The organism is Bacillus sp. EB V-12, assembly GCF_056158125.1.
In genome coordinates this window covers 1-25,631 of the sequence record NZ_JBUXJL010000013.1, presented here as the reverse complement: position 1 = coordinate 25,631, position 25,631 = coordinate 1, and the positions used below count along the sequence as shown (strand labels likewise).

The 25,631-nt window shown below is 36.6% G+C and carries 25 protein-coding genes and 1 pseudogene; 4 read left to right on the top strand and 22 right to left on the bottom strand.

Going from position 1 to position 25,631, the window contains the following annotated elements:
• Positions 1–11: 11 nt before the first annotated feature.
• From rbsB to ACZDYH_RS26235, 8 genes are all read right to left on the bottom strand, one after another.
• Positions 12–938 (bottom strand): ribose ABC transporter substrate-binding protein RbsB, encoded by a 927-nt coding sequence (gene rbsB, locus ACZDYH_RS26270; RefSeq protein ID WP_000758989.1) that lies wholly within the window; start codon positions 936–938, stop codon positions 12–14.
• Positions 939–952: 14 nt separating this feature from the next.
• Complete coding sequence (locus ACZDYH_RS26265; RefSeq protein ID WP_001074641.1) at positions 953–1,888, bottom strand: ABC transporter permease subunit; 936 nt, start codon at positions 1,886–1,888, stop codon at positions 953–955.
• A gap of 2 nt (positions 1,889–1,890) precedes the next feature.
• Positions 1,891–3,375 carry a ribose ABC transporter ATP-binding protein RbsA gene (gene rbsA, locus ACZDYH_RS26260; protein ID WP_006918021.1) on the bottom strand — a complete coding sequence of 495 codons (1,485 nt, stop codon included), beginning with the start codon at positions 3,373–3,375 and terminating at the stop codon, positions 1,891–1,893.
• Positions 3,376–3,393: 18 nt separating this feature from the next.
• Positions 3,394–3,789, bottom strand: a complete 396-nt coding sequence (gene rbsD, locus ACZDYH_RS26255) for a D-ribose pyranase (RefSeq protein WP_000716150.1) — start codon at positions 3,787–3,789, stop codon at positions 3,394–3,396.
• Complete coding sequence (gene rbsK, locus ACZDYH_RS26250) at positions 3,786–4,682, bottom strand: ribokinase (RefSeq protein ID WP_001132860.1); 897 nt, start codon at positions 4,680–4,682, stop codon at positions 3,786–3,788. The genes rbsD and rbsK overlap by 4 nt, the downstream gene beginning before the upstream one ends.
• 13 nt (positions 4,683–4,695) lie before the next feature.
• The gene (rbsR, locus tag ACZDYH_RS26245; RefSeq protein WP_000104047.1) at positions 4,696–5,667 is read right to left on the bottom strand and encodes a ribose operon transcriptional repressor RbsR; all 972 of its coding nucleotides are present in this window, start codon (positions 5,665–5,667) and stop codon (positions 4,696–4,698) included.
• Between the two features lie 137 nt (positions 5,668–5,804).
• The gene (locus ACZDYH_RS26240) at positions 5,805–7,418 is read right to left on the bottom strand and encodes an MDR family MFS transporter (protein WP_000437646.1); all 1,614 of its coding nucleotides are present in this window, start codon (positions 7,416–7,418) and stop codon (positions 5,805–5,807) included.
• 19 nt (positions 7,419–7,437) lie between these two features.
• On the bottom strand, positions 7,438–7,896 hold the full coding sequence (locus tag ACZDYH_RS26235; RefSeq protein WP_001132365.1) for a MarR family winged helix-turn-helix transcriptional regulator: 459 nt from the start codon (positions 7,894–7,896) through the stop codon (positions 7,438–7,440).
• Positions 7,897–8,165: 269 nt separating this feature from the next.
• Here ACZDYH_RS26235 and glpT point away from each other — a divergent pair, with 269 nt between their 5' ends.
• Complete coding sequence (gene glpT / locus ACZDYH_RS26230; protein ID WP_000466384.1) at positions 8,166–9,515, top strand: glycerol-3-phosphate transporter; 1,350 nt, start codon at positions 8,166–8,168, stop codon at positions 9,513–9,515.
• A 118-nt stretch (positions 9,516–9,633) separates the two neighbouring features.
• On the opposite strand, the gene ACZDYH_RS26225 is transcribed toward glpT, so the two are convergent.
• The 4 genes from ACZDYH_RS26225 to ACZDYH_RS26210 all read right to left on the bottom strand — a co-directional run bounded on the left by ACZDYH_RS26225 (position 9,634) and on the right by ACZDYH_RS26210 (position 13,296).
• Entirely contained in the window at positions 9,634–9,750 is a 117-nt protein-coding gene (locus ACZDYH_RS26225) for a DUF4027 family protein (protein ID WP_000834733.1), read from the bottom strand.
• 203 nt (positions 9,751–9,953) lie between these two features.
• On the bottom strand, positions 9,954–10,376 hold the full coding sequence (locus ACZDYH_RS26220) for a universal stress protein (RefSeq protein ID WP_000277999.1): 423 nt from the start codon (positions 10,374–10,376) through the stop codon (positions 9,954–9,956).
• Between the two features lie 65 nt (positions 10,377–10,441).
• The gene (locus ACZDYH_RS26215; protein WP_434713477.1) at positions 10,442–11,893 is read right to left on the bottom strand and encodes a SulP family inorganic anion transporter; all 1,452 of its coding nucleotides are present in this window, start codon (positions 11,891–11,893) and stop codon (positions 10,442–10,444) included.
• Between the two features lie 155 nt (positions 11,894–12,048).
• Entirely contained in the window at positions 12,049–13,296 is a 1,248-nt protein-coding gene (locus tag ACZDYH_RS26210) for a cell wall-binding repeat-containing protein (RefSeq protein ID WP_434713475.1), read from the bottom strand.
• Positions 13,297–13,471: 175 nt separating this feature from the next.
• Here ACZDYH_RS26210 and ACZDYH_RS26205 point away from each other — a divergent pair, with 175 nt between their 5' ends.
• On the top strand, positions 13,472–14,149 hold the full coding sequence (locus ACZDYH_RS26205; protein WP_006918011.1) for a response regulator transcription factor: 678 nt from the start codon (positions 13,472–13,474) through the stop codon (positions 14,147–14,149).
• 11 nt (positions 14,150–14,160) lie between these two features.
• Complete coding sequence (locus ACZDYH_RS26200; protein WP_000822528.1) at positions 14,161–15,552, top strand: sensor histidine kinase; 1,392 nt, start codon at positions 14,161–14,163, stop codon at positions 15,550–15,552.
• Between the two features lie 165 nt (positions 15,553–15,717).
• On the opposite strand, the gene ACZDYH_RS26195 is transcribed toward ACZDYH_RS26200, so the two are convergent.
• Complete coding sequence (locus tag ACZDYH_RS26195) at positions 15,718–16,239, bottom strand: dihydrofolate reductase family protein (RefSeq protein ID WP_000085782.1); 522 nt, start codon at positions 16,237–16,239, stop codon at positions 15,718–15,720.
• A gap of 64 nt (positions 16,240–16,303) precedes the next feature.
• Here ACZDYH_RS26195 and ACZDYH_RS26190 point away from each other — a divergent pair, with 64 nt between their 5' ends.
• On the top strand, positions 16,304–17,287 hold the full coding sequence (locus ACZDYH_RS26190) for a helix-turn-helix transcriptional regulator (RefSeq protein ID WP_171009799.1): 984 nt from the start codon (positions 16,304–16,306) through the stop codon (positions 17,285–17,287).
• 21 nt (positions 17,288–17,308) lie between these two features.
• Here ACZDYH_RS26190 and ACZDYH_RS26185 read toward each other — a convergent pair whose 3' ends face one another.
• The 9 genes and pseudogenes from ACZDYH_RS26185 to ACZDYH_RS26145 all read right to left on the bottom strand — a co-directional run.
• Positions 17,309–17,770, bottom strand: a complete 462-nt coding sequence (locus ACZDYH_RS26185; protein WP_434713471.1) for an HIT family protein — start codon at positions 17,768–17,770, stop codon at positions 17,309–17,311.
• A gap of 187 nt (positions 17,771–17,957) precedes the next feature.
• Positions 17,958–18,335, bottom strand: a complete 378-nt coding sequence (locus ACZDYH_RS26180) for an OsmC family protein (protein ID WP_069604275.1) — start codon at positions 18,333–18,335, stop codon at positions 17,958–17,960.
• Positions 18,310–19,737: an amino acid permease gene (locus ACZDYH_RS26175; RefSeq protein ID WP_001187097.1), complete on the bottom strand. Its 1,428-nt coding sequence runs from the start codon at positions 19,735–19,737 to the stop codon at positions 18,310–18,312. Before ACZDYH_RS26175 ends, ACZDYH_RS26180 begins: the two co-directional genes overlap by 26 nt.
• A 205-nt stretch (positions 19,738–19,942) precedes the next feature.
• The gene (locus tag ACZDYH_RS26170) at positions 19,943–20,587 is read right to left on the bottom strand and encodes an amino acid ABC transporter permease (protein ID WP_000345965.1); all 645 of its coding nucleotides are present in this window, start codon (positions 20,585–20,587) and stop codon (positions 19,943–19,945) included.
• A complete protein-coding gene (locus ACZDYH_RS26165; protein ID WP_001112676.1) occupies positions 20,588–21,244 on the bottom strand; it encodes an amino acid ABC transporter permease in 657 nt (218 codons plus the stop codon).
• 94 nt (positions 21,245–21,338) lie between these two features.
• Positions 21,339–22,169, bottom strand: coding sequence for a glutamine ABC transporter substrate-binding protein GlnH (glnH, locus tag ACZDYH_RS26160; RefSeq protein ID WP_000916488.1), 831 nt, complete (start codon positions 22,167–22,169; stop codon positions 21,339–21,341).
• A 12-nt stretch (positions 22,170–22,181) separates the two neighbouring features.
• Positions 22,182–23,101, bottom strand: a pseudogene (locus ACZDYH_RS26155) (amino acid ABC transporter ATP-binding protein).
• Positions 23,046–24,506 carry an alanine/glycine:cation symporter family protein gene (locus tag ACZDYH_RS26150; RefSeq protein ID WP_434713468.1) on the bottom strand — a complete coding sequence of 487 codons (1,461 nt, stop codon included), beginning with the start codon at positions 24,504–24,506 and terminating at the stop codon, positions 23,046–23,048. The pseudogene ACZDYH_RS26155 and the gene ACZDYH_RS26150 overlap by 56 nt, the downstream one beginning before the upstream one ends.
• Before the next feature lie 159 nt (positions 24,507–24,665).
• Positions 24,666–25,631, bottom strand: a 966-nt coding sequence (locus ACZDYH_RS26145) for a phosphotransferase enzyme family protein (protein ID WP_474887506.1), incomplete at its 5' end; no start/stop codon positions are given.

The following is a 25,631-nucleotide window of genomic DNA, read 5'->3' as shown; positions in this document are numbered from 1 at the left end:
TCATTTTATATTTATTTATTTTTCTTAATAAGCTCTAATTCAATCGGAATAGATTTGTCCACTTTTTTACCTTGTGTTATCTCTTTTGCTGTTTGCATCGCCTTCTCTCCGATTAATTCTGGTTTTTGAGCGACTGTTGCAGCCATACGCCCATCGTTAACCGCTTTCACAGCATCTTCTGTTGCATCAAATCCAACAACTACTACATCTGTTTTTCCAGCAGACTTCAACGCTTCAAGTGCACCTAATGCCATCTCGTCGTTATGAGCAAACACGGCTTTAATATCGCTATTTGCTTGCAAAATGTTTTCCATAACAGATAATCCTTTCGCCCTATCAAAATCAGCCGCTTGTTTTGCAACTACTTTTAAAGACTTATCGGCTACGTTATGGAATCCTTTCCCACGTTCACGAGCGGCAGAGGATCCAGGGATTCCTTCTAACTCAGCAACGTTTGCTCCTTCGCCGACTAATTCACGAATGTAATCACTAGCCATTTGACCACCTTCGATGTTATTAGAGGCAATGTGAGAAACAACCTTACCTGAATTTGCAACGCGGTCTACTGTAATAACAGGAACGTTCGCTGCATTTGCAGCACTTACCGCTGAAGCAACAGCATCTGAATCGGTCGGGTTAATAACAACTACATCGACACCCTTTTGAATTAAATCTTCAACATCGTTCGTTTGCTTTGCTGCATCATTTTGCGCATCAACAGCAATCAATTCAATGCCGCTTTCTTTCGCCTTCTTTTCTGCACCCTTTTTCAAAGTTACAAAGAAGGGATTATTTAAAGTTGAAACAGAGAATCCAACTTTAATAGTTTTATTTCGACCTTTATCGCTAGAATCCTTTGCCCATTCTGGCGGTTCCATTGAACAACCAGCAGTAATGACCATAATACATGCAACGAGTATAAGTAACCATTTCTTCATGAACTGTCCCTCCATTACGCTTCTTTTCTGCGATCAATTAATACAGCTAGTAAGATTACAAGTCCTTTTACAACTTGTTGAAAGAAAGAAGATACACCTAATAAATTTAAACCGTTATTTAGTACACCGATAATAAGTACACCGATGAATGTACCAACAATCCATCCTCTTCCCCCAGAAAGACTTGTTCCACCTAATACAACTGCTGCAATTGCATCTAATTCGTAAGAAGTACCTGCAGTCGGCTGTGCAGAATCTAATCGTGATGTTAAGACAATACCTGCAAGCGCTGCCAAAATTCCGGAAAGACCGTAAATCATTACTTTAATTCTCGTAACATTAATACCTGATAGTGCTGCTGCTTCTTCATTTCCACCAATTGCAAATGTACGGCGACCAAATGTCGTTTTCTTCAAAATGAAGTACAGTACTGCGAAAGCGATCATCATTGTAACAGCGGGTACCGGAATACCAAGAAAATAACCACGGCCAAACATTTGGAACATTAAATGATCACCAAGACCAGTGATCGGACGTCCGTCCATATAAACAAGCGTCAACCCACGAAAAATAGTCATTGTTGCTAAAGTTGCAATAAATGGAGCTACTTTTCCTTTCGCAATGATGATACCGTTTACAATTCCCATTACAAGACCTGCTAATAGTCCAACTGCCATTGCAAGGAACGGATCCATGCCACTTGCCATCATTCCAGCTACAAGTGCACTTGATAATGCTAAAATAGAACCTACCGATAAGTCAATACCCCCTGTTAAAATTACGAAGGTCATTCCGAATGCAATAAGCGCATTAATCGATACTTGACGCAGTATATTAAATAAATTTGGAATTTCAATAAACGCTGGATTTAAAGCTGTAATTACGACGATAATTAATACTAAACCGATTAAAGAACCAAGTTGTTGTAATACATTCCCCTTCTTAGCCATCCTTACTCTCCCCCTGTAGCTAGTGCCATAATAGACTCTTGTGATGCCTCATCTTTCCCTAAAACTCCGCCAACTTTTCCTTCATGAATAACAAGAACTCGATCACTCATCCCTAAAACTTCCGGAAGCTCAGATGATACCATAATAACGGCATCGCCTTGCTCTGTAAGCTTATTCATAATAGAGTAAATTTCTTTTTTCGCTCCAACATCAACACCCCTTGTTGGCTCATCTAAAATGAGTAATTGCGGATGAATGCCTAACCATTTTGCGATTACAATCTTTTGCTGATTTCCACCAGAAAGAGATTTCACTGCCTGCTCTCCGCTAGATGCTTTCACATTAAGAAGCTTCATCATATCCTCTGTAAACTGTTGTTCTAGCTCGTTGCTTAGAACACTTCCCTTTGAAAGACTTTCTAAATTCGGTAAAGCTAAATTTTCTCGAATTGAAAAATCTAACACTAATCCTTCAGACTTTCTATCTTCTGTAATGAAAGCAATTCTTTGTCTAATTGCATCTATTGGACTATCAATCTTTACTTCTTGTCCATTTATAAAAATTTGTCCAGAGTCTAAAGGTTCATAACCAAATATCGCTTTCATAATATCAGTGCGACCAGCCCCCATCAAACCAGCTACACCAAGGATTTCACCTTTCCTCACTTGAAACGAAACATTTTCAAATTTCCCTTTCTTCGTTCCGTTACGCATTTCAAAAATGACATCACCAATTTGACTATTTCGCTCTGGGTAACGTTCACCAATGCTGCGCCCCACCATCATACTCACTACTTCATCAAATGATGTTTCTGGAATTAATCTCTTTCCCACGTATTCTCCATCACGCAAAATCGTAATAGCATCACATATTGAGAAAATCTCTTCCATACGATGCGAAATGTACACGAATGAAACACCTTCTTTACGTAACTTATTGATTACTGTAAAGAGCGTTTCGATTTCACGATCCGTCAGTGCCGCAGTAGGTTCATCCATAATAATAACGCTCGCGTTTGTCATTAATGCTTTCGCAATTTCAATAATTTGCTGTTGTCCAACCGATAATTCCTCTGCTAACATAGCGCCTCTTACATGCAACCCTAACTCCGCTAGTTGCTGCTGCGCAATCGCGTTCATTTGTCGAGTGCGTAAAATACCTGTTTTCCCATACATTAACTCTTTACCGAGAAACATATTTTCAGCTACTGTTAAATTCGGCAATATGTTTAGTTCTTGATGTATAAATGCGATGCCGTACTCTTCAGCTTCTTTCGCATTTTTAAAGGTGCGCTCTTGCCCATCAATTGTGATTGTCCCACCATCTTTTTTGTATACACCTGTTAAAATCTTCATGAGCGTTGATTTACCCGCTCCATTTTCCCCCATCAATGCATGGACTTCTCCTGTTTCAATCATAAACTGTGCATTCTTCAGAACAGGATTTCCATTGAACGCCTTTGAAATGTTTTTCATTTCAATATGCATTCCCATCACTTCCCTTTATTAAAAAATCACGCCTGCATGTAAAATTACATTTGCATAAGGCGTAGCCTCGCCTGTACGAATAATCGCCTTCGCTTTCTTTGTATGCTCTTTAAATTGCTCATGAGATACATACTCAAATGCTGGCTCTGTTAATTTCTGCTCGATCTCTTTATTTACTGCCGCATTATTTATAATGACTTCTTCTGCTAACGTCACTTTTTCGATTGCCATATCATCAGCTACAACTTGTAACACTTCTAAAAAACTCGGTTTTCCAATCTCAACAGCTAAATCAATTCGTTTTACTCCATCCGGAATCGGTAACCCGCAATCAGCAATTACAACCGTATCTGTATGCCCAAGTGAAGCAAGGACTGCCGCGATTTCACTATTTAATACACCATGCTTTTTCATCCAACAATCACCTGCACTTCACGTACTCGATCTCTCGTTGGCATACCGCCCTGTGCTCCAAGTTTCGTTACAGAAAGACCACCGGCAATATTCGCGAAACGAATTGCTTTTTGAAGTGTCTCTCCTTCAGAAAGTGCAACTGCTAACGCACCATTAAATGTATCACCAGCTCCAGTTGTATCCACTACATCAACAGCAATGCTAGGAACATGTACAATCTCCGTGCCATTATGGAAACGAACACCGTTAGAACCTTCTGTCATCAATAATTTATTGGGATACTTCGCCAATAAATCTTCAATTGGTGATGTAAAATCATCTAATACGATGCGGCACTCATGTTCATTTGGCGTAATATAAGTTGCCTTTTCTAAAATGTCTTCTGATAAAACTTGTGCTGGCGCTGGATTTAACATAACAGGAATATTATGTTCCTCACAAATAGCCAATACATATTTTACTGTTTCAAGTGGAATTTCTAGTTGAAGCACAACCATATCCGCTTTTACAAGAAGGTCTTTGGAGCGATCTACAACTGACTTATTTACAAGAGCATTTGCCCCTTGTACGACAACAATACTGTTATCTTCTTCTGCTAAAACGATATGAGCAATTCCTGTCGTTCCATCTGTAACCGGTACCACATAATCGATAAAAATGCGTTCGTTCTCTAGATTTTTTCTAACTACTGTTCCATAATCATCATTTCCTACCGCTCCAACCATTGCTACATTTGCTCCTAACCTAGCTGCAGCAACTGCTTGGTTTGCCCCTTTCCCTCCTGGGATTGTATGAAACGCTTCACCAATTACTGTTTCTCCTGCTTTCGGGCGTTTTTTTGAAACAGCCACTAAGTCCATTGAAATGCTTCCTACTACTGCAATATTTGGCATCTGTTTCATCTCCTTACTTCGTTGTATTTCGTTCTATAATTTCAATCGGCAAACGATAATGTTTCTCTTCTAATGTATTTCCTTCCATTTGCTCTAACAACAACTCTGTTGCAATTTTCCCCATTTCATATATCGGTTGTGCAACTGTCGTAATAGATGGATACATCATTTCCGTTAAAGAAATGCCATCAAATCCGATAATTTGTAAATCATCTGGAATGGCAATCCCCTTTTGAAGTGCCGCCTTTACAATACCGATCGCAATTAAATCATTCCCAGCGACAATACCATCAATATGCGGGTATTCTTCTAATAATTCCATCGCTACACGCTCACTATTTGCTGGATCAAACGTACTCTCTGCAATCATATACGAAAGATTATTTTGCGTAATAACGTCTACAAAACCTTCAAAACGTTCATTTGCAGTACTCACATCACGTGGACCGCGAATATGTGCAATATGTTTACATCCTTTATCTAGTAACAACTTTGTCGCAGCCTGACTTCCTGCATAGTTATCTGCATATACAGTAGGAATACGCTCATTAAACATACGGTCAATCGCAACAACTGGAACAGATAAATTCATGTAATTAACACTATTTTGTGGATTCGTTGCTACAATAAATCCATCTACATTATTTTGTCTAAGTACATCAATATATTGTTTCTCTTTTTCTAAACTTTCATCAGAGTTACAAAGGACAACTGTGTAACCTTGTTTATGTGCTACATCTTCTACGGCACGTGCAACTTCCGGAAAGAATGGATTCACGATATTTGGAACAACTAAGCCAATTAAACGAGACTTTTTATTATACAGTGAACGCGCTACTGTACTAGGCTTATAATCTAACATCTCAATTGCACGTTCTACCTTTTTTAATGTATCTTCGTGAACATATCCATTTTTATTTAGAACTCTGGAAACGGTCGCAACAGATACTCCCGCTAATTTCGCAACGTCTTTGATCGTACTCATTCTCTTTTCTCCTCATTTCATGTAACCGTTTACAGAAAATAATATAACGTATTTCTAAAAATACGTCAATCATTTCTCACTAAAAAGCTTTTAAGGTTATACTCAAAAAAGCACCGCCATAAGGCGATGCTTCTTCATTACGAGTATGATACAGTTTTTTCTTTTTCTTCTACAACAGGCTCTTTAGCATCTTTTTTACGATCTGATAATTTAATTTTTTGTAAGAAAATCGTAAAGATGGCACCTACTACGATAAATACTAATCCTGTTAAGAATACAGTATGAAGCGAGTCTACTAAAGAGTTTTTCAAAATAGGTACAATGCTGTTAGCGAACGCTTCTGGCATTTGTTTTAATGCCTCTGGGCTAAATAGCATTGAATATAAACCTTGTGGATCTGTGTGAATCATATCTTTAAATTTCGTTACCATTTGTCCCGCTTCTTTCGGGAATGTATCTAATACAGGTACTAAATTTTTTGTTAATGTCGTACCTGAAGTGTTATTCATAATTGACCCTAAAATTGTAATACCAAATGTACCACCGATTTGTCGGAAGAATTGACTTGATGACGTTACGACACCAAGGTCTTTTTTCGGGAAGCTTTCTTGTAACGCTAATGTTAATGTAGGCATTACAAGACCCATTCCTAAACCGATAACCATCATATAAGAAGTAGCTGTAAGCTTCGTTGTGTGCATATCCATCGTTGTTAATAACCAGAAACCACCGGCCATAATAAGCATACCTGCGATAATTTGTGGTTTTACACCAACTTTTAATACAAGTTGCCCACCGATAATACTCATCACAATCATTGTAATCATCATTGGAGTCATAATTGTTCCTGATTCAGCAGCACTTACTCCTACAATCCCTTGCATGAAGAATGGTACGAACATAATCGCACCGAACATTCCAATACTCATAAAGAATCCAATCGCATTCAGTATTGTAAATGTGCGATTTTTAAAGAAGTGCATTGGTAAAATTGGCTCTTCAGCTTTCGTTTCAACGATAACAAAGCTAACGATACCAATTACAGCTAGTGCAAATAAACCGATAATTTGCCAAGAATCCCATGCATAATCTTTTCCGCCAAACGTTAGCGCAAGTAATAAACTTACAACACCGAGAATCATCGTAAAGATTCCAGCGATATCAATTTTAATTGGTCCTGTTTGTTTATGTGATTTTAATCCCATTGCAATAAAGATTGTTGCTAAAATACCAACCGGTAAGTTAATGTAGAATACCCATCTCCAGTTCACTGCATCTACAATCCAACCACCAACTTGTGGTCCAATTACAGAAGCAAGGCCGTATAACGCCCCAAAAATACCTTGCCATTTCGCACGTTCTTTTCCCGTGAACATATCTCCAATAATAATCATAGCCATTGGCATCATAATACCGCCACCAAGACCTTGAATACCACGGAAAATAATTAATTCTGTCATACCATTTGCCATACCACATAACGCCGAACCAATCATGAAAATAACTAGCCCTGTTATATATACGTTACGACGACCAAGTAAATCCGCTAATTTACCTGCAATTGGTACAACTGTCGTTGATGTTAACATATAAGCTGTCGTTAACCATGTCATTAAACTTAATCCGCCTAGGTCACCGACGATACGTGGCATTGCTGTACCAACAATTGTTCCATCTAATGCAGCAAATAGCATCGCGATTACTAAACCGATTAACAACAACTTTCTATTTTGATTTTCTTGTTGCTCCATGTAATCTCCTCAATTCCTCTTAGTTATTCTCTTTTTTCTCTTGTGTCCCGCAAATAATGGTTTCTAACTTCTCAAAGAGACGTAATAAATCTTCTCTTTCTTGCAACTCTAAATGTGAAAAGTATTTTGCAATATGCTCGTTACGAGCTGTCATTGCCTCTTCTACTCTAGCTTTCCCCTTTTTTGTTAACTCGATGATGACAACGCGACGGTCATCTTTGTCGTGATAGCGTTCTACAAGTTCTTGATCGATTAGACGATCAATCATCACTGTAATCGCGCTAGGCTTCACATACATCTTTTTCGCTAATGTTGTCGCTCTTGAAGCCCCATAATGATCTAAAATCTTTAAAATATAAAACTGCGGTGGTGTAAGTCCTGTCGCTTGCATTTGTTCTAATAACTCCGTCTGCATTTTCTTTCCAATCGAAAAGGCAAGAGCTTGAATTTTATCGATATGCGTCATATCATTTGGCATGTTATCCACCTCTTATTTAAACAATAAAATATTTAATGTATTTAAATATTAATCCCACGAACAAAATCCGTCAATACTTTTATTCATAAAAACGTTTACATTTTTGTCACAAAGTTGTATAATTTTCGACGAAGTTAATATTGACAGTCACGGAGAAACGGAGTACACGGCTATGAATCATAAAAAAGGAAACTTTTTTATATTTCATGGCCTTTTTATGTTCTCTGTCTTAAAACGCTTCGAATTAATTAGGGGAGGATTTTCATTTTATGTTTTTCACACAATTATTTAAACCTGCGCCCCACGCGGAACGCTTACCAGCTGATCGCGTTGATAGCGAATACCGTAAATTACGTTTACAAGTATTCTTAGGTATCTTCATCGGTTATGCAGGTTACTACTTTGTTCGAAAAAACTTTTCACTAGCAATGCCATACTTAATCGAGCAAGGCTTTAGTAAAGGGGAACTTGGGGTTATCCTTTCAGCAGTTTCTATCGCTTACGGATTAAGTAAATTTCTTATGGGTATCGTATCCGATCGTTGTAATCCTCGCTACTTTTTAGCAGCTGGGCTATTTTTATCAGGTATCATTAATATTATTTTCGGCTCATTTTCTTTCATTACAACGAGCATTATACTTATGTTTGTACTTCAGTTTTTAAATGGATGGGTACAAGGTATGGGATGGCCTCCTTGTGGTCGTACGATGGTTCACTGGTTCTCTATTAGCGAACGTGGTACAAAAATGTCTATTTGGAACGTCGCTCATAATGTTGGCGGAGCGCTTATGCCTTCACTTGTAACATTAGGCTTATACTTCTTCGCAGATGACTGGAAAAGTATTTTTTACTTCCCAGGTATTCTTTCAATTTTAGTTGGTATTTATGTATTAATTACGATGAAAGATACGCCTCAATCTTGTGGACTACCTTCTATTGAAGAACATACTGGAGAATATCCACCAGATGAAAAAGTAAAAGACCGCGAACGCGAGCTTTCAGTAAAGGAAATTTTATTTAAATACGTATTAAACAATAAGTTTTTATGGTACATCGCTATTGCGAACGTTTTCGTATATTTCGTACGTTACGGCGTTGTAGACTGGGCTCCTACTTATTTAGTAGAAGAAAAAAGCTTTACTCATAGTAGCTCACGTACTGCTTACGCTCTATATGAATGGGCTGGTATTCCAGGTACACTTCTTTGCGGATGGATGAGTGATAAACTATTTAAAGGACGTCGTGCACCTGCTGGTATTTTATTTATGGTTGGTGTATTTATCGCAGTTCTTGTTTACTGGTTAAACCCTCCTGGTAATCCAATGGTTGATAGTATCGCACTTGTCGCAATTGGATTTTTAATTTACGGACCGGTTATGTTAATTGGTCTACACGCTCTAGATTTAGCACCAAAGAAAGCTGCTGGAACTGCAGCAGGCTTAACTGGATTCTTCGGTTACTTAGGCGGAGCTGCTTTCGCTAGTGCAGCTATGGGCTTTATCGTAGATGCATTCGGATGGGATGGCGGATTCATCTTATTACTTGCATCTTGCGTACTTGCAATGTTCTTCCTTGCTCTTACTTTAAATACAGGGTCAGTAAAACAAAAGCAAGCTTAAATAACATATAACAAGCATAAAAATAGCTCTTAGCATTTACATACATGCTAAGAGCTATTTTTTATTTTCATTGCTGTTCCTACTAATGATAACAACCAATTCCTTCCCTACTATAAAATTAAAAGATTTGATGAAACACCTTTATTAAAACAGCTAACGTAACAGATGCAGCAAATCCCCCTAGACAAATTAAGCTTACCCCTTGACTATATGACAAATTTTGAAATGATTTCATTACTTCCATCCTCCCTATCTCCCCTTTGATACTTTTATTTTACCAATGGGAAAAATCTCATAACATCGATTTCTCTAACAACTAACTTACAAATTTGTAAGTTAACATCTTTTCAACTTATATATCTAGTATTTCCACAAATAAGAGTCATTTATACATAAAAAAAGACCTCAGTTATACTAAGATCTTCGTTACATTCTATTTCATTTTACAATCATCACTGGACATTTCACACGCTTTGCTATTTTATGACTTACACTTCCCAGCACCATTTCTTGCAGTGTATTGAGCCCTCTACTTCCAGCAATGACAAGATCTATATCTCCTGTATTTACATATTGAACAATTGTATCTCCAGGATCACCATGTAATATCGTAATTGTATAAGAAATGTTCTCTTTCTTTAATAAACCTTCAATCTCTTTTAATTTATCTTTTCGACTAGCTGATATTGTTTCTAAATCTGTTTGACCTTGTATAATATCTGATTTTGCCGTTCTATTATCTACTACGTACACAACTTCAACATTTGTTTCTTCGCTACATTTTGCAATATATGTTGCATGTTCCGCTGCTCGAAGTGCATGTTCAGAACCGTCACATGCTAATATAATTTGTTTGTACATATGCTGAATCCCCTTTTCGTTATCCTACTCATATTATATAGTAAAGCCCCCTAAAAAGGAGGCTTCTAACTAGCAATTCTTTTATTATAAGTAGCTAAATTTGAAATAATCTTCGAGCTTCGTTCATTTAATCCCGTTATACTTACTTTCACGCCACTTTGTTCATACTTCATAATAACTTTATCAATTGCTGCTACCGCTGAATCATCCCATACGTGTGCGCGAGTAAAATTCAACTCAATTTCTTTTACATCTTTCTCAAATGAAAAGTGATTTATAAGGTCCGCTGTAGATGCAAAGAAAAGTTGACCATGAATTTCGTATATTTTCTTATTTTCAATATATAAATGTTTCACGTGAATCTTTGCCATATTGAATGCAAATAAAACCGCACTAATTACTGTTCCGATAATTACACCTAATGCTAAATTATGTGTAATTAAGACAATCACAACTGTTACGATCATAACAAATGCATTCCCTTTTGGTACTTTATGAATCGTTGTTACAGAGTTCCAATCAAATGTTCCGATTGAAACCATAATCATAACTGCAACTAATGCTGCCATCGGAATATGCACGACATAGTCACCTAAAACGAATAGTAATACGATTAAAAATCCGCCTGCTACAAATGTTGATAAACGACCGCGTCCACCTGATTTAATATTAATAACAGATTGTCCAATCATTGCACATCCTGCCATTCCTCCGAAGAAACCAGCAACAATGTTTGCAATACCTTGCCCACGTGCTTCTTTATGTTTATTACTTTCCGTATGCGTCATATCATCTAAAACTGACGCTGTTAATAAAGACTCTAGTAAACCGATAATTGCAAGCATAACTGCGTACGGTAAAATAATCCCTAATGTCTCAAGTGTAAAAGGCACATCAGGCATGCTAAAGAACGGTAATTCTTTCGGCAAGCTTCCCATATCCCCTACTGTTTTTAACTGTAATCCGCTCATAATTGCAATACTTGTCACAATAATAATAGAAATAAGTGTAGACGGTACAGCCGTCGTAATACGTGGGAATACATATATAATTACAAGTCCTAATGCAACAAGTGCATACATTTGCCAAGCGGCATTTTTAAAATGTGGCAATTGCGCTGTAAAAACTAAAATTCCAAGTGAATTTAAAAAACCACTCATAACAGATTTCGGAACAAACTTCATAAATGAGCTCAGTTTGAACACACCAAAAATAATTTGGACAATCCCCGTTAATATCGTTGTAGCAAATAAATATTGCAAACCATGATCTTTCACGAGCGTCACCATTAACAATGCCATTGCACCTGTTGCAGCTGAAATCATCCCAGTTCTTCCGCCAACAAATGAAATGGTAACTGCAATACAAAAGGCTGCGTATAATCCAACGGTCGGATCCACACCTGCAATAACTGAGAAAGCGATCGCTTCAGGAATTAACGCTAAAGCAACGACAATTCCTGATAGCACATCTCCTTTCACGTTGGAGAACCAATCATTTTTTATCGTTTGAAACAAAATACCACTCCTCTACTCTTTTCTCATTTGATTTTCTCCATAAGAAAATCTAAGCCGACTGCACGAAGGCTATTATATAACGAGTAGAGGATTTTGCGCTATGTAAAAGTTTCCTAAAAAAAGACGCTACCTTCATAGCGTCTTCTCTCATTTCATTAATGTCCACCGTGCCCTTGACCACTTTCTTGTACAATCTCTAACCTCTCATCCAATATACTTTGTGTTTCAAATGAAATATCACTCGTACTTCCTAATAAGAAACCATGATTATACGGTCCAAGCGTTGGATCATCTTTAAATTTCGGCTGAATAGTAGCAAGGAAGTCATACACTGGTTGTGAAGCTTTACCTTCTTCTAATAATACAACAGGTGCATGTTTACCCATATGTGAAAAAGGTGCCCCAGCAACTGCTAAATCTGGTGTTTTACTTGAAACAAATGATAAACCGTGACCAGGTTTTGTGAATCCCCAGCCAAATTTTGTTTTTTCATCTTTAAATTTAGCGAACGCAATCGAGTTTTCTGTAGGGGTCTCTCCACTAATACGCGTTACTTTCCCGTATTTGCTTAGCTCTTTTTCTACTTCTTTTGAAACAATTTTTTCTGGCCCTAATACATATATATTTGCTTTATCTTTTCTCATTTTTAGTGCCTCTATTGTCGCTTCTGGCACTTTATTCTTTTCTGTATAGAGTAGTGGTTCCGGCATATGAGAAATCCAATTTACAGCGGGGGTTGTATATAAACGTCCTTCTTCTGCAGACGAACCGATAATAACACTATTTGGGTAGCTTCCTGTTATATCGGCATACTCCTTATCAACATCCTTCGCAAATATAGCTGGGTCCGTTTCTTTTATTTGTTTTACTTTATAACCTTTTAATTGTTCAAGCGCGCTAGTACCCACATCTCCCATCACCATAATTTGTGTTCCATCTTTCGTTCCGATTGGATTTAATCGTTTTATTTCTTTTAACGTCATTTCCGGTATCTTTTCTTTTTCTATAAATAAAATGGGCCCGTTATTCGGATGATGAATAAGATCTGCACTCGCAATACCTAATTGCCACTCGCTTGCTGGTACTAAAATAACAGCACCTGGCTGGTTCTCCTTATGAGTTGCTGGCCATATCGTTTGCGAAGTTAATACTGCCATTTGCGAAGGATCATTTGTGTTTAATCTCGTTACATTTTTTAAACTTGTCGTTAATAAATCATTAGATGCACCTTGGTTCATTTCTTTTGGCGCCGTTACCTCCTGATGCATTTTCATTTCCTTTTGCTCTGTTTTCTTCTCTTTTGTAGATTCATGGTTTTTATGGTCTGTATTCGTTTGTCCGCATGCAGCAAGACCAACTGCTGTAATTATTGTTATCCCAAAAATTCGGGTCATTTTTTTCACTATACCGCCTCCGTATTAATCATTTTTGAGCCAATATGATTACCTAAAATGTAATTTCAACTCCACAATAACAAGCAATTCTGAAGAAATTATGCAGACACATCATAATCTGCACCATTTCTTCATGATTTTGCATTACACTTTAAGTAACGATTATAAATATGGAGGGCTCTCTATGATTGATATACTGCTCGTAGACGATGAACCGAGAATGCTTGAATTATTAACGCTTTATCTTACACCAATTGGATATAACTGCGTATGTGCGACTTCAGGAGAAGAAGCTATTTTACATATAGAAAATCGAAACTTTAAATTTGTTTTACTCGATATTATGATGCCAAAGATGGACGGATGGGAAACGTGCAAAAAAATCCGATCTTTTAGTAACATTCCTATTATTATGGTTACAGCTCGTGATCAAACAGTAGATGTCGTTCAAGGATTAAAAATTGGAGCCGATGATTACGTAACGAAACCTTTCCATGAAGAAGAACTTTTCGCAAGAATTGAAGCCGTTTTAAGACGTACAAATGAACATAAACAAATCCAATATCACGGTATTGTATGGGATGAAACAAAACACTTCGTTTCTGTCCATAATGAAGAACTCCTTCTCACACCAATTGAATTTTCTTTACTCGGATTATTTTTACGCCATGTGAACTACGTATTAAACCGTGATCAGCTCATCGAACGAATTTGGGGATTAAACACAAATACAGAAGATCGCACAGTCGATTCACATATTCGTAATTTACGTGATAAATTGCGAAAAGCAAATTTCCCTATTGATCATCATTTAAAAACCGTGTATGGAATAGGTTATCGATGGATTGATACTGAACAGTAAGGGGCAAAACGATGAAACGAATTTCAATTCAATTCGGATTTTATTTTTTAATTGTTACACTTTTAATTGAAAGTGTTCTCTTTATTTTGCTCTATTATAGTCTTGTCAACACTAGAGTAAATGAAGAAATGACAGCTTTATTAAAGCGAGGAAATAGTCATCGAGATGTACTTGAAAAATATTACGATGAGCAAACCATCTCTCACGTAGCATTAATGGAATCTGAAGCTGAAACAACTGTCGTTATTACAAATGCAAATAAAGAAATACTAGCTAAATCTAACGAAATAAACACGACTATAAACGATCATATTAGTAAAATGCAAACTCGAACAGACCATAATGGAGCGATTATAGAAAATCATTGGAAAACATCTAATTATATATGTACAGTTAGCCCCATTGTAGTAGATGGAAAACATGAAGGCTATGTGTACATGTTTCTTGGAACAGAATCAATTGAAAAGTTAGTTAATGGATTAACGAAACAATTCATTATTGCTGGTGCCATCACATTTCTACTCACAGTCATCACAATTTTCCTATTATCACGTTTATTAACAAAACCATTGTTACACATGAAACATGCAACTGAAAAAATGAGTAAAGGCGATTTGTCCGTTTCGTTAACGACTACTCGTAATGATGAAATTGGTGAACTGGCATCATCTATTCAAACGCTCGCAAATGATTTGCATTATATGAAAACAGAGCGAAGTGAATTTCTAGCAAGTGTTGCTCACGAATTACGAACACCGTTAACATACGTAAGAGGTTATGCTGACATTGCTTTAAAAGAAAGCACCCCTTCTGAACAACGTTTGCGATATTTATCAATTATAAAAGATGAGTCTGATTACATTACAAACTTAGTTCAAGATTTATTTTCACTTGCACAAATGGAACAACATAACTTTTCTATTCAAGTAAAGGAAGTGCATTTACACACCTTCCTTACGCGTATATGTGAAAAAGTAAACGCCATGTATAAAGAAAGGTACATTAAAGTTTCTTTCTCTTGTCCTCCTACACTGCTAGTAAACTTAGATGAACAACGATTCGAACAAGTTGTGGTGAATATTTTAAATAACGCTTATAGACATTCAAAAGAGCATTCTCATATAAACATTTCTGTTACAGAAGAACATAAACATATTTCCATTGCAATTGAAGATGAAGGCGAAGGTATTCCGCTTGAAGACCTCCCTCACATTTTCGAACGCTTTTATCGAGTTGATAAAGCAAGATCACGAGCTACAGGCGGAACTGGTTTAGGACTATCTATCGTGAAAGAAATTGTAGAGCTACACGGCGGGACGATTACTGTCACGAGTGAAGTTGATCATGGATCTTGTTTTATCATTTCATTACCATCTGTAAAGAAACACGACTACCATCAGTAGTCGTGTTTCTTTATCCCGCATTAACGGGCAGTAAGACCCCTACATCAAAATTCAGCGGAAGCAAAGAAGTTAGGTGGGGGATCAACTGCCCGTAAAAGCCCGATTGGTTCAACTAATAATCAGTGGGAGATGAACAAAACCCCCACTGATTAAAGTTTCACTTTATCATTTTACTTTATAATATAAATTTACAAATTGCCCAAAACGTTTCGTATCCGTCAAAGTTAAATTAATTTCTGGGTTCTTGTCTTGAAATAACGGAACTCCAGAACCTAATATATGCGGTGTAATCGTAACAATATATTCATCAATTAGATTATTCTTAAAGAATTCTCTCAGTAGCTCTCCTCCACCAACCATCCATATTTTAGATCCTTCTTTTGCTTTTAACCTTTTTGTAAACTCCACTACATCTTCATTTACAAACTCTACGTTTCCGTCTGAACCTTTTTCTGAACGAGAAAAAATATAACATGATTTATCTAAGTACGGGAATGTTTCCGTATGCTCTACTACATAGTCGTACGTTTTCTTTCCCATAATTATTGTATCAATTGTTTCATACATTTCTGTATAACCGTTATCTCCCTCTCCTTCTGTTTCCATTAACCACTCTAAATCATCATTTTCTTTCGCAATATATCCATCTAAGCTCGCCGCAATAAATAAAACTATTTCACGTGACATATCTTTTCCTCCTTGCATCTCATCTTGATAACATATGATGTAAACAATATACTAACAATAAAACATGACAATTTATGTCATGTTAAAAAGAAAAAAGGTGATACATTTGTCAAAAGCTAAACGCTTATTAGATATTCTTATATTTGCTTCTGCCAAAAAGACATTTACAGCGCAAGAAATAGCTGATGAATTTAATATCTCCGTTCGTACTGTCCATAGATACATTTTAGATTTAAGTGATATGGGGTTGCCCATTTACGCAGAACAAGGTCGTAACGGCGGCTATAAAGTATTAACGAATAGAGTAATTCCGCCTATTTTATTTACGGAAGAAGAAGCAGTCTCTATCTTTTTTGCTTTTCAATCTTTAAGTTACTATCGCGACTTACCTTTTAACACAGAAATCAATTCCGTTACACATAAACTGTATAGCTCCCTACAACATGATGCAAAAACGAAAGTTGATAAAATACGTTCTTACATCGCTTTTTGGAATCCTAAGCGCACAATTGATACACCTCTTTTAAACGAAGTGTTAACCGCGGCTATTGAAAATAAAAATTTACACTTTCAATACGAATCTAAATCGGGGTTAAAAACAAAACACGTTCATCCTATCGGTGTATATGCTCATGACGGGCTATGGTATTTACCGTCCTATGACTTCAGTAGAAAAAAAGTATTACTGTATCGCATCGATCGTATTCTTTCCATATTATCAACGGAAGAAAATGAGGATACATTCATGAATTTAGAAGAGTGGTTTGCCTCTAACTCTAACGTAGTACACATCCCTACTCAGTTACATGTTTTACTGACAACAGAAGGCGTACGCCAATGTAAAAGCGTCCCTTATCTTGAGGAATTCGTTATAATAAACGAGGATGGGACAGGATATATAAATTCAACAATTGATAAAGGAGAAATCAATTTTATTACCCCTTTATTTTATAGACTCGGAAAAGATGCAAAAGTTTTAGAACCGACAGAATTGATAGATGGTTTACGTATGCGTGCGAAAGAAGTTTTAAGTATGTATGAAGACTAAAAAGGCGTAAGAGAAATTCTCTTACGCCTTTTTAGTGTGCAGTATTTTCTCTATCTCTTCTTTTAACAACGTCTTTATTTCTTCCAAATTATGATTCTTCTTTTCTCCCGATTGTACCGTATAAAACTCAGCAAATGAACGCTCTTTATATCTTGGTACAACATGCATATGATAGTGCGTAAGTTCATTAAAGATTCCACCATTTTGACAAATCGTAATTCCGTCAGGTTTATATAATACCTTAATCGCTTTTGCAATCAGCTTAGAAGCATCCATAATGGATTTTGCTACAACATCATCTAATTCGTCTACTTCTACAACATGCTGCTTCGGCACAATTAAAGTATGTCCCGGATAGAAAGGTTCATGATCTAAAAAACATGTTACATAGTCATCTTCATATATTTTATATATTTTTTCCTCTTCGTTTGCTAATTTACAACCTAAACATTCCATCATACTTTCTCCCTTTATTAAAAACATAAAAACGTGAGAGCCGTATTCTCACGTTTTTATGTTTCATTTTATCCCGCATTAACGGGCAGTAAGATCCCTATCTCAAAATTCTGCTGTAAAGCAAAGAAGTGAAATAGGAGATCAACTGCCCGTAAAAGCCCGATTGGTTCAACTAGTAATCAGTGGGGGATAAACACTCCCACTGATTACAGTTTCACTTTATTAATTCAATTGTTTCCGTAACCTTTATACTATCTTTTACAGATTGAACAATCGTACAATTTTTCACTGCAAGTTGCAGCGCCTTGTCCAGCTGCTCTTCTGTAATGTTTTGCGCTTTAATTTTATAGTGCAAATGAACACTTTCAACTGGCTTCGATAAAGCTTCACTTCTACCAATTTCAGTTTCGATTGTAAACGTATCATATGGAATACGTTTCTTTTCTAAAATTGTTCGAAAGACAATTGCACTACATCCTGCGATAGAAGAAATGAGTAATTGTAAAGGTGAATACCCGTTTTCTTTTCCAATCGCTAATTGACCATACGATAAATCTGCTTCTATATCATCGTGTTTGATTGTTAGTTTCATTTGTTTTTTCCATCTCCACTTTCATCGGTTTCTGCCGTTTCTTACTAATATAATAATATATATAGCAGAAAATGATAAATGGAATACCACAGTATAACGCCATTCTTTGTTCAGGAATAAACGCTAAACTAATAACAACGATGCTATTTGTAATTAAGGCTAAAATTGGGACAATTGGGTATAGTGGTGTTCTATACTTTAAGTCCTCTAACTTTCCTCCGCCTTTTATATACTGACTTCTAAAGCGAAGTTGCGATAAAGCAATAATGATCCAACTTGAAACAGCCGATAAACCAGCTATAGATAATAAGTACATGTATACTGTATCTTCTGCAAGGAAACTTGTGAATAAAGAAAGGCCAGCTACAGCAATCGTTACAACTAGCGCTGTAATTGGAATACCACGCTTATTTACTTTCTGGAAGGAAGTTGGTGCCATTCCTTCATTTGCAAGTGACCATAGTATACGCGTCGCTGCATATAATCCAGAGTTCGCTACAGATAATAACGCAGTAATAATAACGAAGTTCATAATATCAGCTGCGTATGGAATACCAATTTTATCAAATACGACTACGAATGGACTTTCAATTACGCCTGCTTCTTTCCAAGAAATTAATCCTACTAAAATCGTCATTGTTAAAATGAAGAATAACATAATGCGCCATACTGTATTACGGATCGCACGTGGAATTGTTTTTTCTGGATTTTCACTTTCTCCCGCTGCAATCCCGATTAACTCTGTTCCTTGGAACGAGAAGTTAACTGTAATCATTGTAAGTAATACAGCAGCTAGTCCATTCGGGAATAATCCACCATCACTTACAAAGTTAGAGAAAAGAGGTGCTGCTTCTTTTCCGTCATATGATATAAACCCTAATAATGCACTACCACCAAGAACAACAAATGCAAGAATTGTAATTACTTTAATACTAGAGAACCAAAATTCTAATTCAGCATAACTTTTCGCCGAAATTGCGTTTGAAGCATATAAAATAACGCCGAATACAAGGCACCATACCCAAACATCAACATTCGGAAACCATCTTTTCATCATTAAACCGATTGACGTTAATTCTAATCCTACTGTTACTGCCCAGCCAAGCCAATATAGCCAGCCGATCATAAAACCCGTTCCTGGTCCAATAAACTTCGTCGCATACTTTTGGAAAGATCCTGAAACTGGCATTGCTACCGTTAACTCTCCAAGACAAAGCATTGTTAAATACATAATAAATCCGCCTACTAAATATGAAAGGATGGCTCCCCCTGGTCCAGCCTGATTAATGGTGTAACCTGAACCTAAGAAAAAACCAGTTCCGATTACACCACCTAGTGCGATCATAAATAAATGTCTACTCTTCATCGTACGATGTAATTTCTCATTCGTTGGTTGCTGCATCTAAATCCTCCCCCTACCAATACCCCTATATCTTGTTAAAATTTTCTGATAATAAAAATATACACGAAAGCGATTACATTTTCTATATAAAATTAAAACTTTTCTGATAAAATAATATAAAAAATCGAATTATTGCAAGATTTAGATTCTATTTAGAGGAAAATAAGGAGAAACAAGGAAAAAACCCTTACATATATTGTAAGAGTCAACGGAGTTCTAACCTTCTCGATAAAATTGATAAACTATAATTTACGATAAAATACATACAAGCTACTACTATAAACGTTGGAATCGTATAATTCACATTTTGTCCGCTAATAATTTGAGCATTATGCATAAGCTCTGGCAGTGATATAACGACTGCTAGTGATGTATCTTTCAGCAATGAAATAAACTGACTAACAAGCGGCGGGACCATTCTTCTTAATGCTTGCGGTAAAATAATATGCCAAAGTGCTTGAACATACGTTAATCCTGAAGATCTTGCGGCCTCAATCTGTCCTTTTTCAATAGATAATAGGCCACTTCGAACAATTTCAGATATCATTGCTGCTTCAAATATTGTTAAAGCAACAATTACAGCTGTTATAATTTCTAATTTCAATCCTGCTTCTGGAAGTGCAAAATACGTGAAAAATATAATTAAAAGTAGTGGTAAGTTTCGAATCACTTCAACGACAATTCCTAATATTTGTGAGACGACAGGGATTTTCATGTAGCGCAATATTCCTATTACGCTACCAATAATAAAACTAAGTATAATTGCTACGAGCGCTACCTCTAACGTTATAAGTAATCCTTTTAATAAAAAGAGAATATGATCTCCTGTAATTGCTCCCTTAAAATCCATTTATACCGCCTCCTTTGCTAAGCGTTTTTCTAAATAACGCACTAGCATACTGAGCGGAATTGTTAATATTAAATAAAACATCCCGACAAATATATAGACGTCGAACGTAACAAATGTCTTCGTTGAAATTAAATCTCCTTGATACATTAAATCCGTACCAGCGATAATTCCAAGTATTGAGGAGTTTTTAACTAAATTGAGAAACTGGTTTCCTAAAGGGGGAATTACAATTTTCACAGCTTGGGGTAACACAACATAATACATCGCCTGCACATACGTTAGCCCTGAAGAGCGAGCAGCTTCCATTTGCCCTTTCGCAACTGATAAAATACCAGCGCGAATGACTTCAGCAATAAAAGCTGCCGTATATACGGTAAGCGTAGCTGTTCCTGCTACAAAACCATTTAAAGTAATTCCTACTACAGGTAAAGCGAAATAAAATATAAATGCAATTAATACGAGCGGAATATTTCTTACAAATTCTACAATAGCAGCTCCCAACCAATTTAAAATGCGAATCGGTGCAATACGCATTACCGCCAAAATTACTCCTAAAATAAAGCTTCCTATTAATGCAATTACACTAGACATCACTGTATATTTAAAGCCCTCTAAATACATATCAATGTTATTCGTTAGTATAGAAAAATCAGGCACATATTCTCCCCTCTTTCTTTACAAGAAGAGGATGAGCATCCCTCATCCTCTTACTCTTCAATAAGAATAAAGCCCCACTAATTAGAGTTTCACTTTACTTCTCTTGTTTTTGACCAATCCATTTCTCATACAATTTATCGTATTCTCCATTCGCTTTCATATCTTTTAGTAAGCTATTAATCTCTTTCGTCAAATCATCTGCACCTTTTTGCACTGCAATTCCGTATGGTTCATCCGTAAAAATTTTCCCTACAACTTCATAATTTGAATCTTGTTTTGCCATGCCGTAAAGAATTGCATTATCTGTCGTTAAAACATCACCTTTTCCTGCTTTTAACGCCGTAAATGCCTCACTGTAATTTTCAAATTCTAAAACAGTCGCTTCCGGTGATTTTTGGCGAATGTTATTTGTCGATGTTGAACCTTTTACGGCTAACACTTTCACACCCTTTTTCACATCATCAATACTTTTAATATTGCTCCCTTTTTTCACGAGTAACGACTGCCCTGCTTTAAAATATACATCTGAAAAATCAACCTCTTTTTTACGTTCTTCCGTAATTGTCATTGTTGCGATAATTGCATCAATGTCACCGTTTTTCAGGAGTGGAATACGCGTTTTAGACGTTACTTCTTTTAATTCTAGTTTCTTTTCATCTCCGAGGATTTTTTTCGCAAGCGCCTTTGCAACATCAACATCAAATCCTTCTACCTGCCCTGTGGAAGGGTTTTTCAATCCAAATAAGTTCGTATCATTCTTCACCCCAACTACTAGTTTCCCGCGCTTCTTAATTTGCTCAACGGCCCCGCCTTGCTTCGTATTCGTTTCTTTCGCCTCATCTTTTTTACTTCCGCACCCAGCAACGACAAGTACGAATAAACATGAAAATACAATTAAGGTGAACAACTTTTTCATTTTAAGCATAAAATTCCTCCTTTAATGATTTAACACTCGACTTAAAAATAAACGTGCTCTTTCTTGTTCAGGACTCGCAAAAAATTGCGCCGGTGTTGTATCCTCAATGATCTCACCATCATCCATAAATAAAATCCGATCAGCTACTTCTCGCGCAAATCCCATTTCATGCGTGACAACGACCATCGTCATCCCTTCTTTAGCTAGCGTTTTCATAACATCAAGTACTTCCCCGATCATCTCTGGATCAAGAGCAGACGTAGGCTCATCGAATAGCATAATTTCCGGCTGCATTGCAAGTCCTCTAGCAATTGCCACCCGTTGCTGTTGTCCTCCGGATAATTGATGCGGATATACGTTAGCCTTCTCCGGGATTCCTACTTTCTCTAAATAAAACATCGCTGTTTTCTCTGCTTCTTCTTTGGAAACTTTATTTACTTTAATCGGTGCCAATGTAATATTTTGCAGAACTGTTTTATGTGGGTATAAATAAAAATGTTGAAAGACCATCCCAATATTTCGCCGCAATTCATTCATGTCCGTTTTTTTATTGTGTACCTCTGTATTTTGTACAATTAATTCTCCATCTGTAATTGCCTCTAATTGATTTATACATCGAAGCAATGTACTTTTTCCTGATCCTGAAGGCCCGACAACTACTACCACTTCCCCTTTTTTCACTTGCACATTAATATTTTTCAAAACTTGAAAGTTACCATAATATTTATTTACATTACGAAATTCTATCAACATACTCCCCCTTCCCCTAACAATGCATGTACATTCTTTTTATATTCAAAAATAGTCCCAAAAATAACTTTTAGCTTCAATTTGTCCATAAAAAAAAGCAAAGGGTTTCCCCTTTGCTTCTTCATTTTTATTCGATTAAGATACTTCTTCTTTCTTATCTTTCCCGTATTCATGCTCCCAAAAATCAGCATTTTTAATTCCTAATGGCCCTGGATCGAATACTGGATCTTTTCCTTCTTTTTTCTGTTTTTCATAATCCTTTAATGCGACTAATGCAGGTTTTTGTAACAATAAAATCGCAATGATATTTACCCATGCCATAATTCCCACCCCAATGTCGCCTAAAGCCCAAGCCGTTGCTGCTGTTTTTATACATCCATAGAATACAGCTCCTAAAAATACAAACTTTAGTACCATAGACATCCAAGGACGGTCTTTATCGCGATTTAAGTACGCAATATTCGTTTCTGCAATGTAGTAATACGCCATAATTGTTGTAAACGCGAAGAATAATAACGAGATTGCAACGAAACCATTTCCAAATCCAGGGAAAACAGATTCTACCGCCGCCTGTGTATATCCTGGTCCTGGCTGAGCGCCGTTTAGTTTATTAACGATAAAGTTTTTTCCGCTTGCATCAAATACGTTATACATGCCTGTAATAATCATCATAAATGCTGTTGCTGAACAAACAAATAATGTATCAATGTAAACGGAAAATGCTTGTACTAAACCTTGCTTAGCTGGATGTGATACTTCGGCTGCAGCTGCTGCGTGTGGTCCAGTCCCTTGTCCTGCTTCATTGGAATAAATACCACGTTTTACCCCCCAAGAGATTGCTAAACCGATAATACCACCGAAAGCAGCTTCTAATGCAAATGCACTTCTTATAATTAACATAAATGCTTCTGGCAATTTTTCAATATTCATAGCAACAATGACGCAAGCTACTAAAATATAGCCTATTGCCATAAACGGTACGACAACTTGCGCTACGTTAACAATTCGCTTTACTCCACCGAAAATGATAAGAGCTAATACGACAACTAATATAGCCCCTGATGCGGTAGTATTAATACCAAAAGCAGTTTCTAAACTTACAGCAATACTATTTGCTTGCACACCTGGTAGTAAAAGCCCCGTTGCAAGAATTGTCGCTGCAACGAATACTAAAGCATACCATTTCACACCTAAACCTTTTTCAATGTAATAAGCAGGTCCACCACGAAATTGTCCTTGATGTTTCGTCTTATATATTTGCGCGAGTGTTGATTCTACATAAGCTGATCCTGCTCCTAAAAAGGCTACTGCCCACATCCAAAATACAGCTCCTGGTCCACCGAATGCAACGGCTGTTGCTACACCAGCGATATTTCCTGTTCCAACACGTCCTGATAACGAAAGTGCTAACGCTTGGAATGAAGAAACACCAGCATCCGATTTTTCTCCTTGAAATGTCAGCTTCACCATTTCTCCTACATGTCTTACTTGTAAAAACTTCGTTCGAATAGAAAAATATAAACCTACTCCTAAACATAAATAAACAAGTGCTGGACTCCAAACAATATTATTTAACCAATTTACGAAAGTTTCCAACATTCCCCCTCCTTCTTTATAAAGAATATTCAGAATATATATAAAATTATAAGTGTATACTGAGTCTAGGACAATATTATTTTAATAAAGTAAACATATTTTTGTATAAAAAAACAAAGTATATATTTGTTTTATATACTTTGTTTTGAACTAAATGTATTATATATTCACAATTGCTTCTCTTTTTATAATTCTTTCGTATAGCTCTTCTGATAATTTCAAAAAGTTATCAGGCATATCTTTCCCTTTAAACTTCTTTTGAAGCGTTCCATATAAACCTATATCACGTAAACGTAAAAATAGTGGTAACGATTCATACCAACTATCCGCCAGCCTGTGCTCATACTCATATCCTTTTCGTAACACTTGTAACTGTTTACGAGCAAAATCTGTCTTCTCTTCTGCTGTCCACGGTGTAAATAGAACAGAGTAGTATAAAACCATCGCTAAATCATGTATAAAGTAATTATAAGCAGCATCATCAAAATCAAAGATTGTTAGCTCTTTACCATCATAATGAAAATTACCTTGATGAATATCACCGTGCATAAGACCGAACGTTTCTCTTTCAACTGGAAGAGCCTTAATTTCATCCATTAATACCGCTGCAATCTCTTTCACTTGACCATCTTCTAATTCATTAACAATTCCACTTTCGTCTTCTTCCCACGTATCACGGTAGTCTGTTTTAGGATAATCCATTGTAAGGCGATGCAGTTGCCCAATCGCTTTTCCCCACGCTTCAAAATAAGCATCTCCCCAATAAGGCGATTCTGCTCCTTTTACTTGCTCACCTTTTGCATATATAAATAAAGAAGCGAAAAAGAAAGTCCCATCCTCTGCTGCGATTTCTTCTACGAGATTTCGAGACGTTGAATAAAGAGGTCCTGCTACCTTTGCCCCATTCTCCGCAACATATCGTAAAAAATCTAGTTCAGCCTCTACCTCTTGTTTAGAACGATGAGAAGAATGTGTTAAACGTAATACATAATCTTCATCATTATCACCCTTCGCCTTAAAAATATAATTCTCAAAATCTCCAAGTGGCTTTTCTTCTACTGTTACATGAAACAAACCCGCTGCTCTTTTTAAAATCTCTTTCGTAAAAACACGTTCTACAGCTAT

What these genes read in the sequence shown, in the direction of transcription:
- rbsB (WP_000758989.1), bottom strand. Translation starts at nt 938, where the DNA reads ATGAAGAAATGGTTACTTATACTCGTTGCATGTATTATGGTCATTACT.
- ACZDYH_RS26265 (WP_001074641.1), bottom strand. Translation starts at nt 1,888, where the DNA reads ATGGCTAAGAAGGGGAATGTATTACAACAACTTGGTTCTTTAATCGGT.
- rbsA (WP_006918021.1), bottom strand. Translation starts at nt 3,375, where the DNA reads ATGCATATTGAAATGAAAAACATTTCAAAGGCGTTCAATGGAAATCCT.
- rbsD (WP_000716150.1), bottom strand. Translation starts at nt 3,789, where the DNA reads ATGAAAAAGCATGGTGTATTAAATAGTGAAATCGCGGCAGTCCTTGCT.
- rbsK (WP_001132860.1), bottom strand. Translation starts at nt 4,682, where the DNA reads ATGCCAAATATTGCAGTAGTAGGAAGCATTTCAATGGACTTAGTGGCT.
- rbsR (WP_000104047.1), bottom strand. Translation starts at nt 5,667, where the DNA reads ATGAGTACGATCAAAGACGTTGCGAAATTAGCGGGAGTATCTGTTGCG.
- ACZDYH_RS26240 (WP_000437646.1), bottom strand. Translation starts at nt 7,418, where the DNA reads ATGGAGCAACAAGAAAATCAAAATAGAAAGTTGTTGTTAATCGGTTTA.
- ACZDYH_RS26235 (WP_001132365.1), bottom strand. Translation starts at nt 7,896, where the DNA reads ATGCCAAATGATATGACGCATATCGATAAAATTCAAGCTCTTGCCTTT.
- glpT (WP_000466384.1), top strand. Translation starts at nt 8,166, where the DNA reads ATGTTTTTCACACAATTATTTAAACCTGCGCCCCACGCGGAACGCTTA.
- ACZDYH_RS26225 (WP_000834733.1), bottom strand. Translation starts at nt 9,750, where the DNA reads ATGAAATCATTTCAAAATTTGTCATATAGTCAAGGGGTAAGCTTAATT.
- ACZDYH_RS26220 (WP_000277999.1), bottom strand. Translation starts at nt 10,376, where the DNA reads ATGTACAAACAAATTATATTAGCATGTGACGGTTCTGAACATGCACTT.
- ACZDYH_RS26205 (WP_006918011.1), top strand. Translation starts at nt 13,472, where the DNA reads ATGATTGATATACTGCTCGTAGACGATGAACCGAGAATGCTTGAATTA.
- ACZDYH_RS26200 (WP_000822528.1), top strand. Translation starts at nt 14,161, where the DNA reads ATGAAACGAATTTCAATTCAATTCGGATTTTATTTTTTAATTGTTACA.
- ACZDYH_RS26195 (WP_000085782.1), bottom strand. Translation starts at nt 16,239, where the DNA reads ATGTCACGTGAAATAGTTTTATTTATTGCGGCGAGCTTAGATGGATAT.
- ACZDYH_RS26190 (WP_171009799.1), top strand. Translation starts at nt 16,304, where the DNA reads ATGACAATTTATGTCATGTTAAAAAGAAAAAAGGTGATACATTTGTCA.
- ACZDYH_RS26185 (WP_434713471.1), bottom strand. Translation starts at nt 17,770, where the DNA reads ATGTTTTTAATAAAGGGAGAAAGTATGATGGAATGTTTAGGTTGTAAA.
- ACZDYH_RS26180 (WP_069604275.1), bottom strand. Translation starts at nt 18,335, where the DNA reads ATGAAACTAACAATCAAACACGATGATATAGAAGCAGATTTATCGTAT.
- ACZDYH_RS26175 (WP_001187097.1), bottom strand. Translation starts at nt 19,737, where the DNA reads ATGCAGCAACCAACGAATGAGAAATTACATCGTACGATGAAGAGTAGA.
- ACZDYH_RS26170 (WP_000345965.1), bottom strand. Translation starts at nt 20,587, where the DNA reads ATGGATTTTAAGGGAGCAATTACAGGAGATCATATTCTCTTTTTATTA.
- glnH (WP_000916488.1), bottom strand. Translation starts at nt 22,169, where the DNA reads ATGCTTAAAATGAAAAAGTTGTTCACCTTAATTGTATTTTCATGTTTA.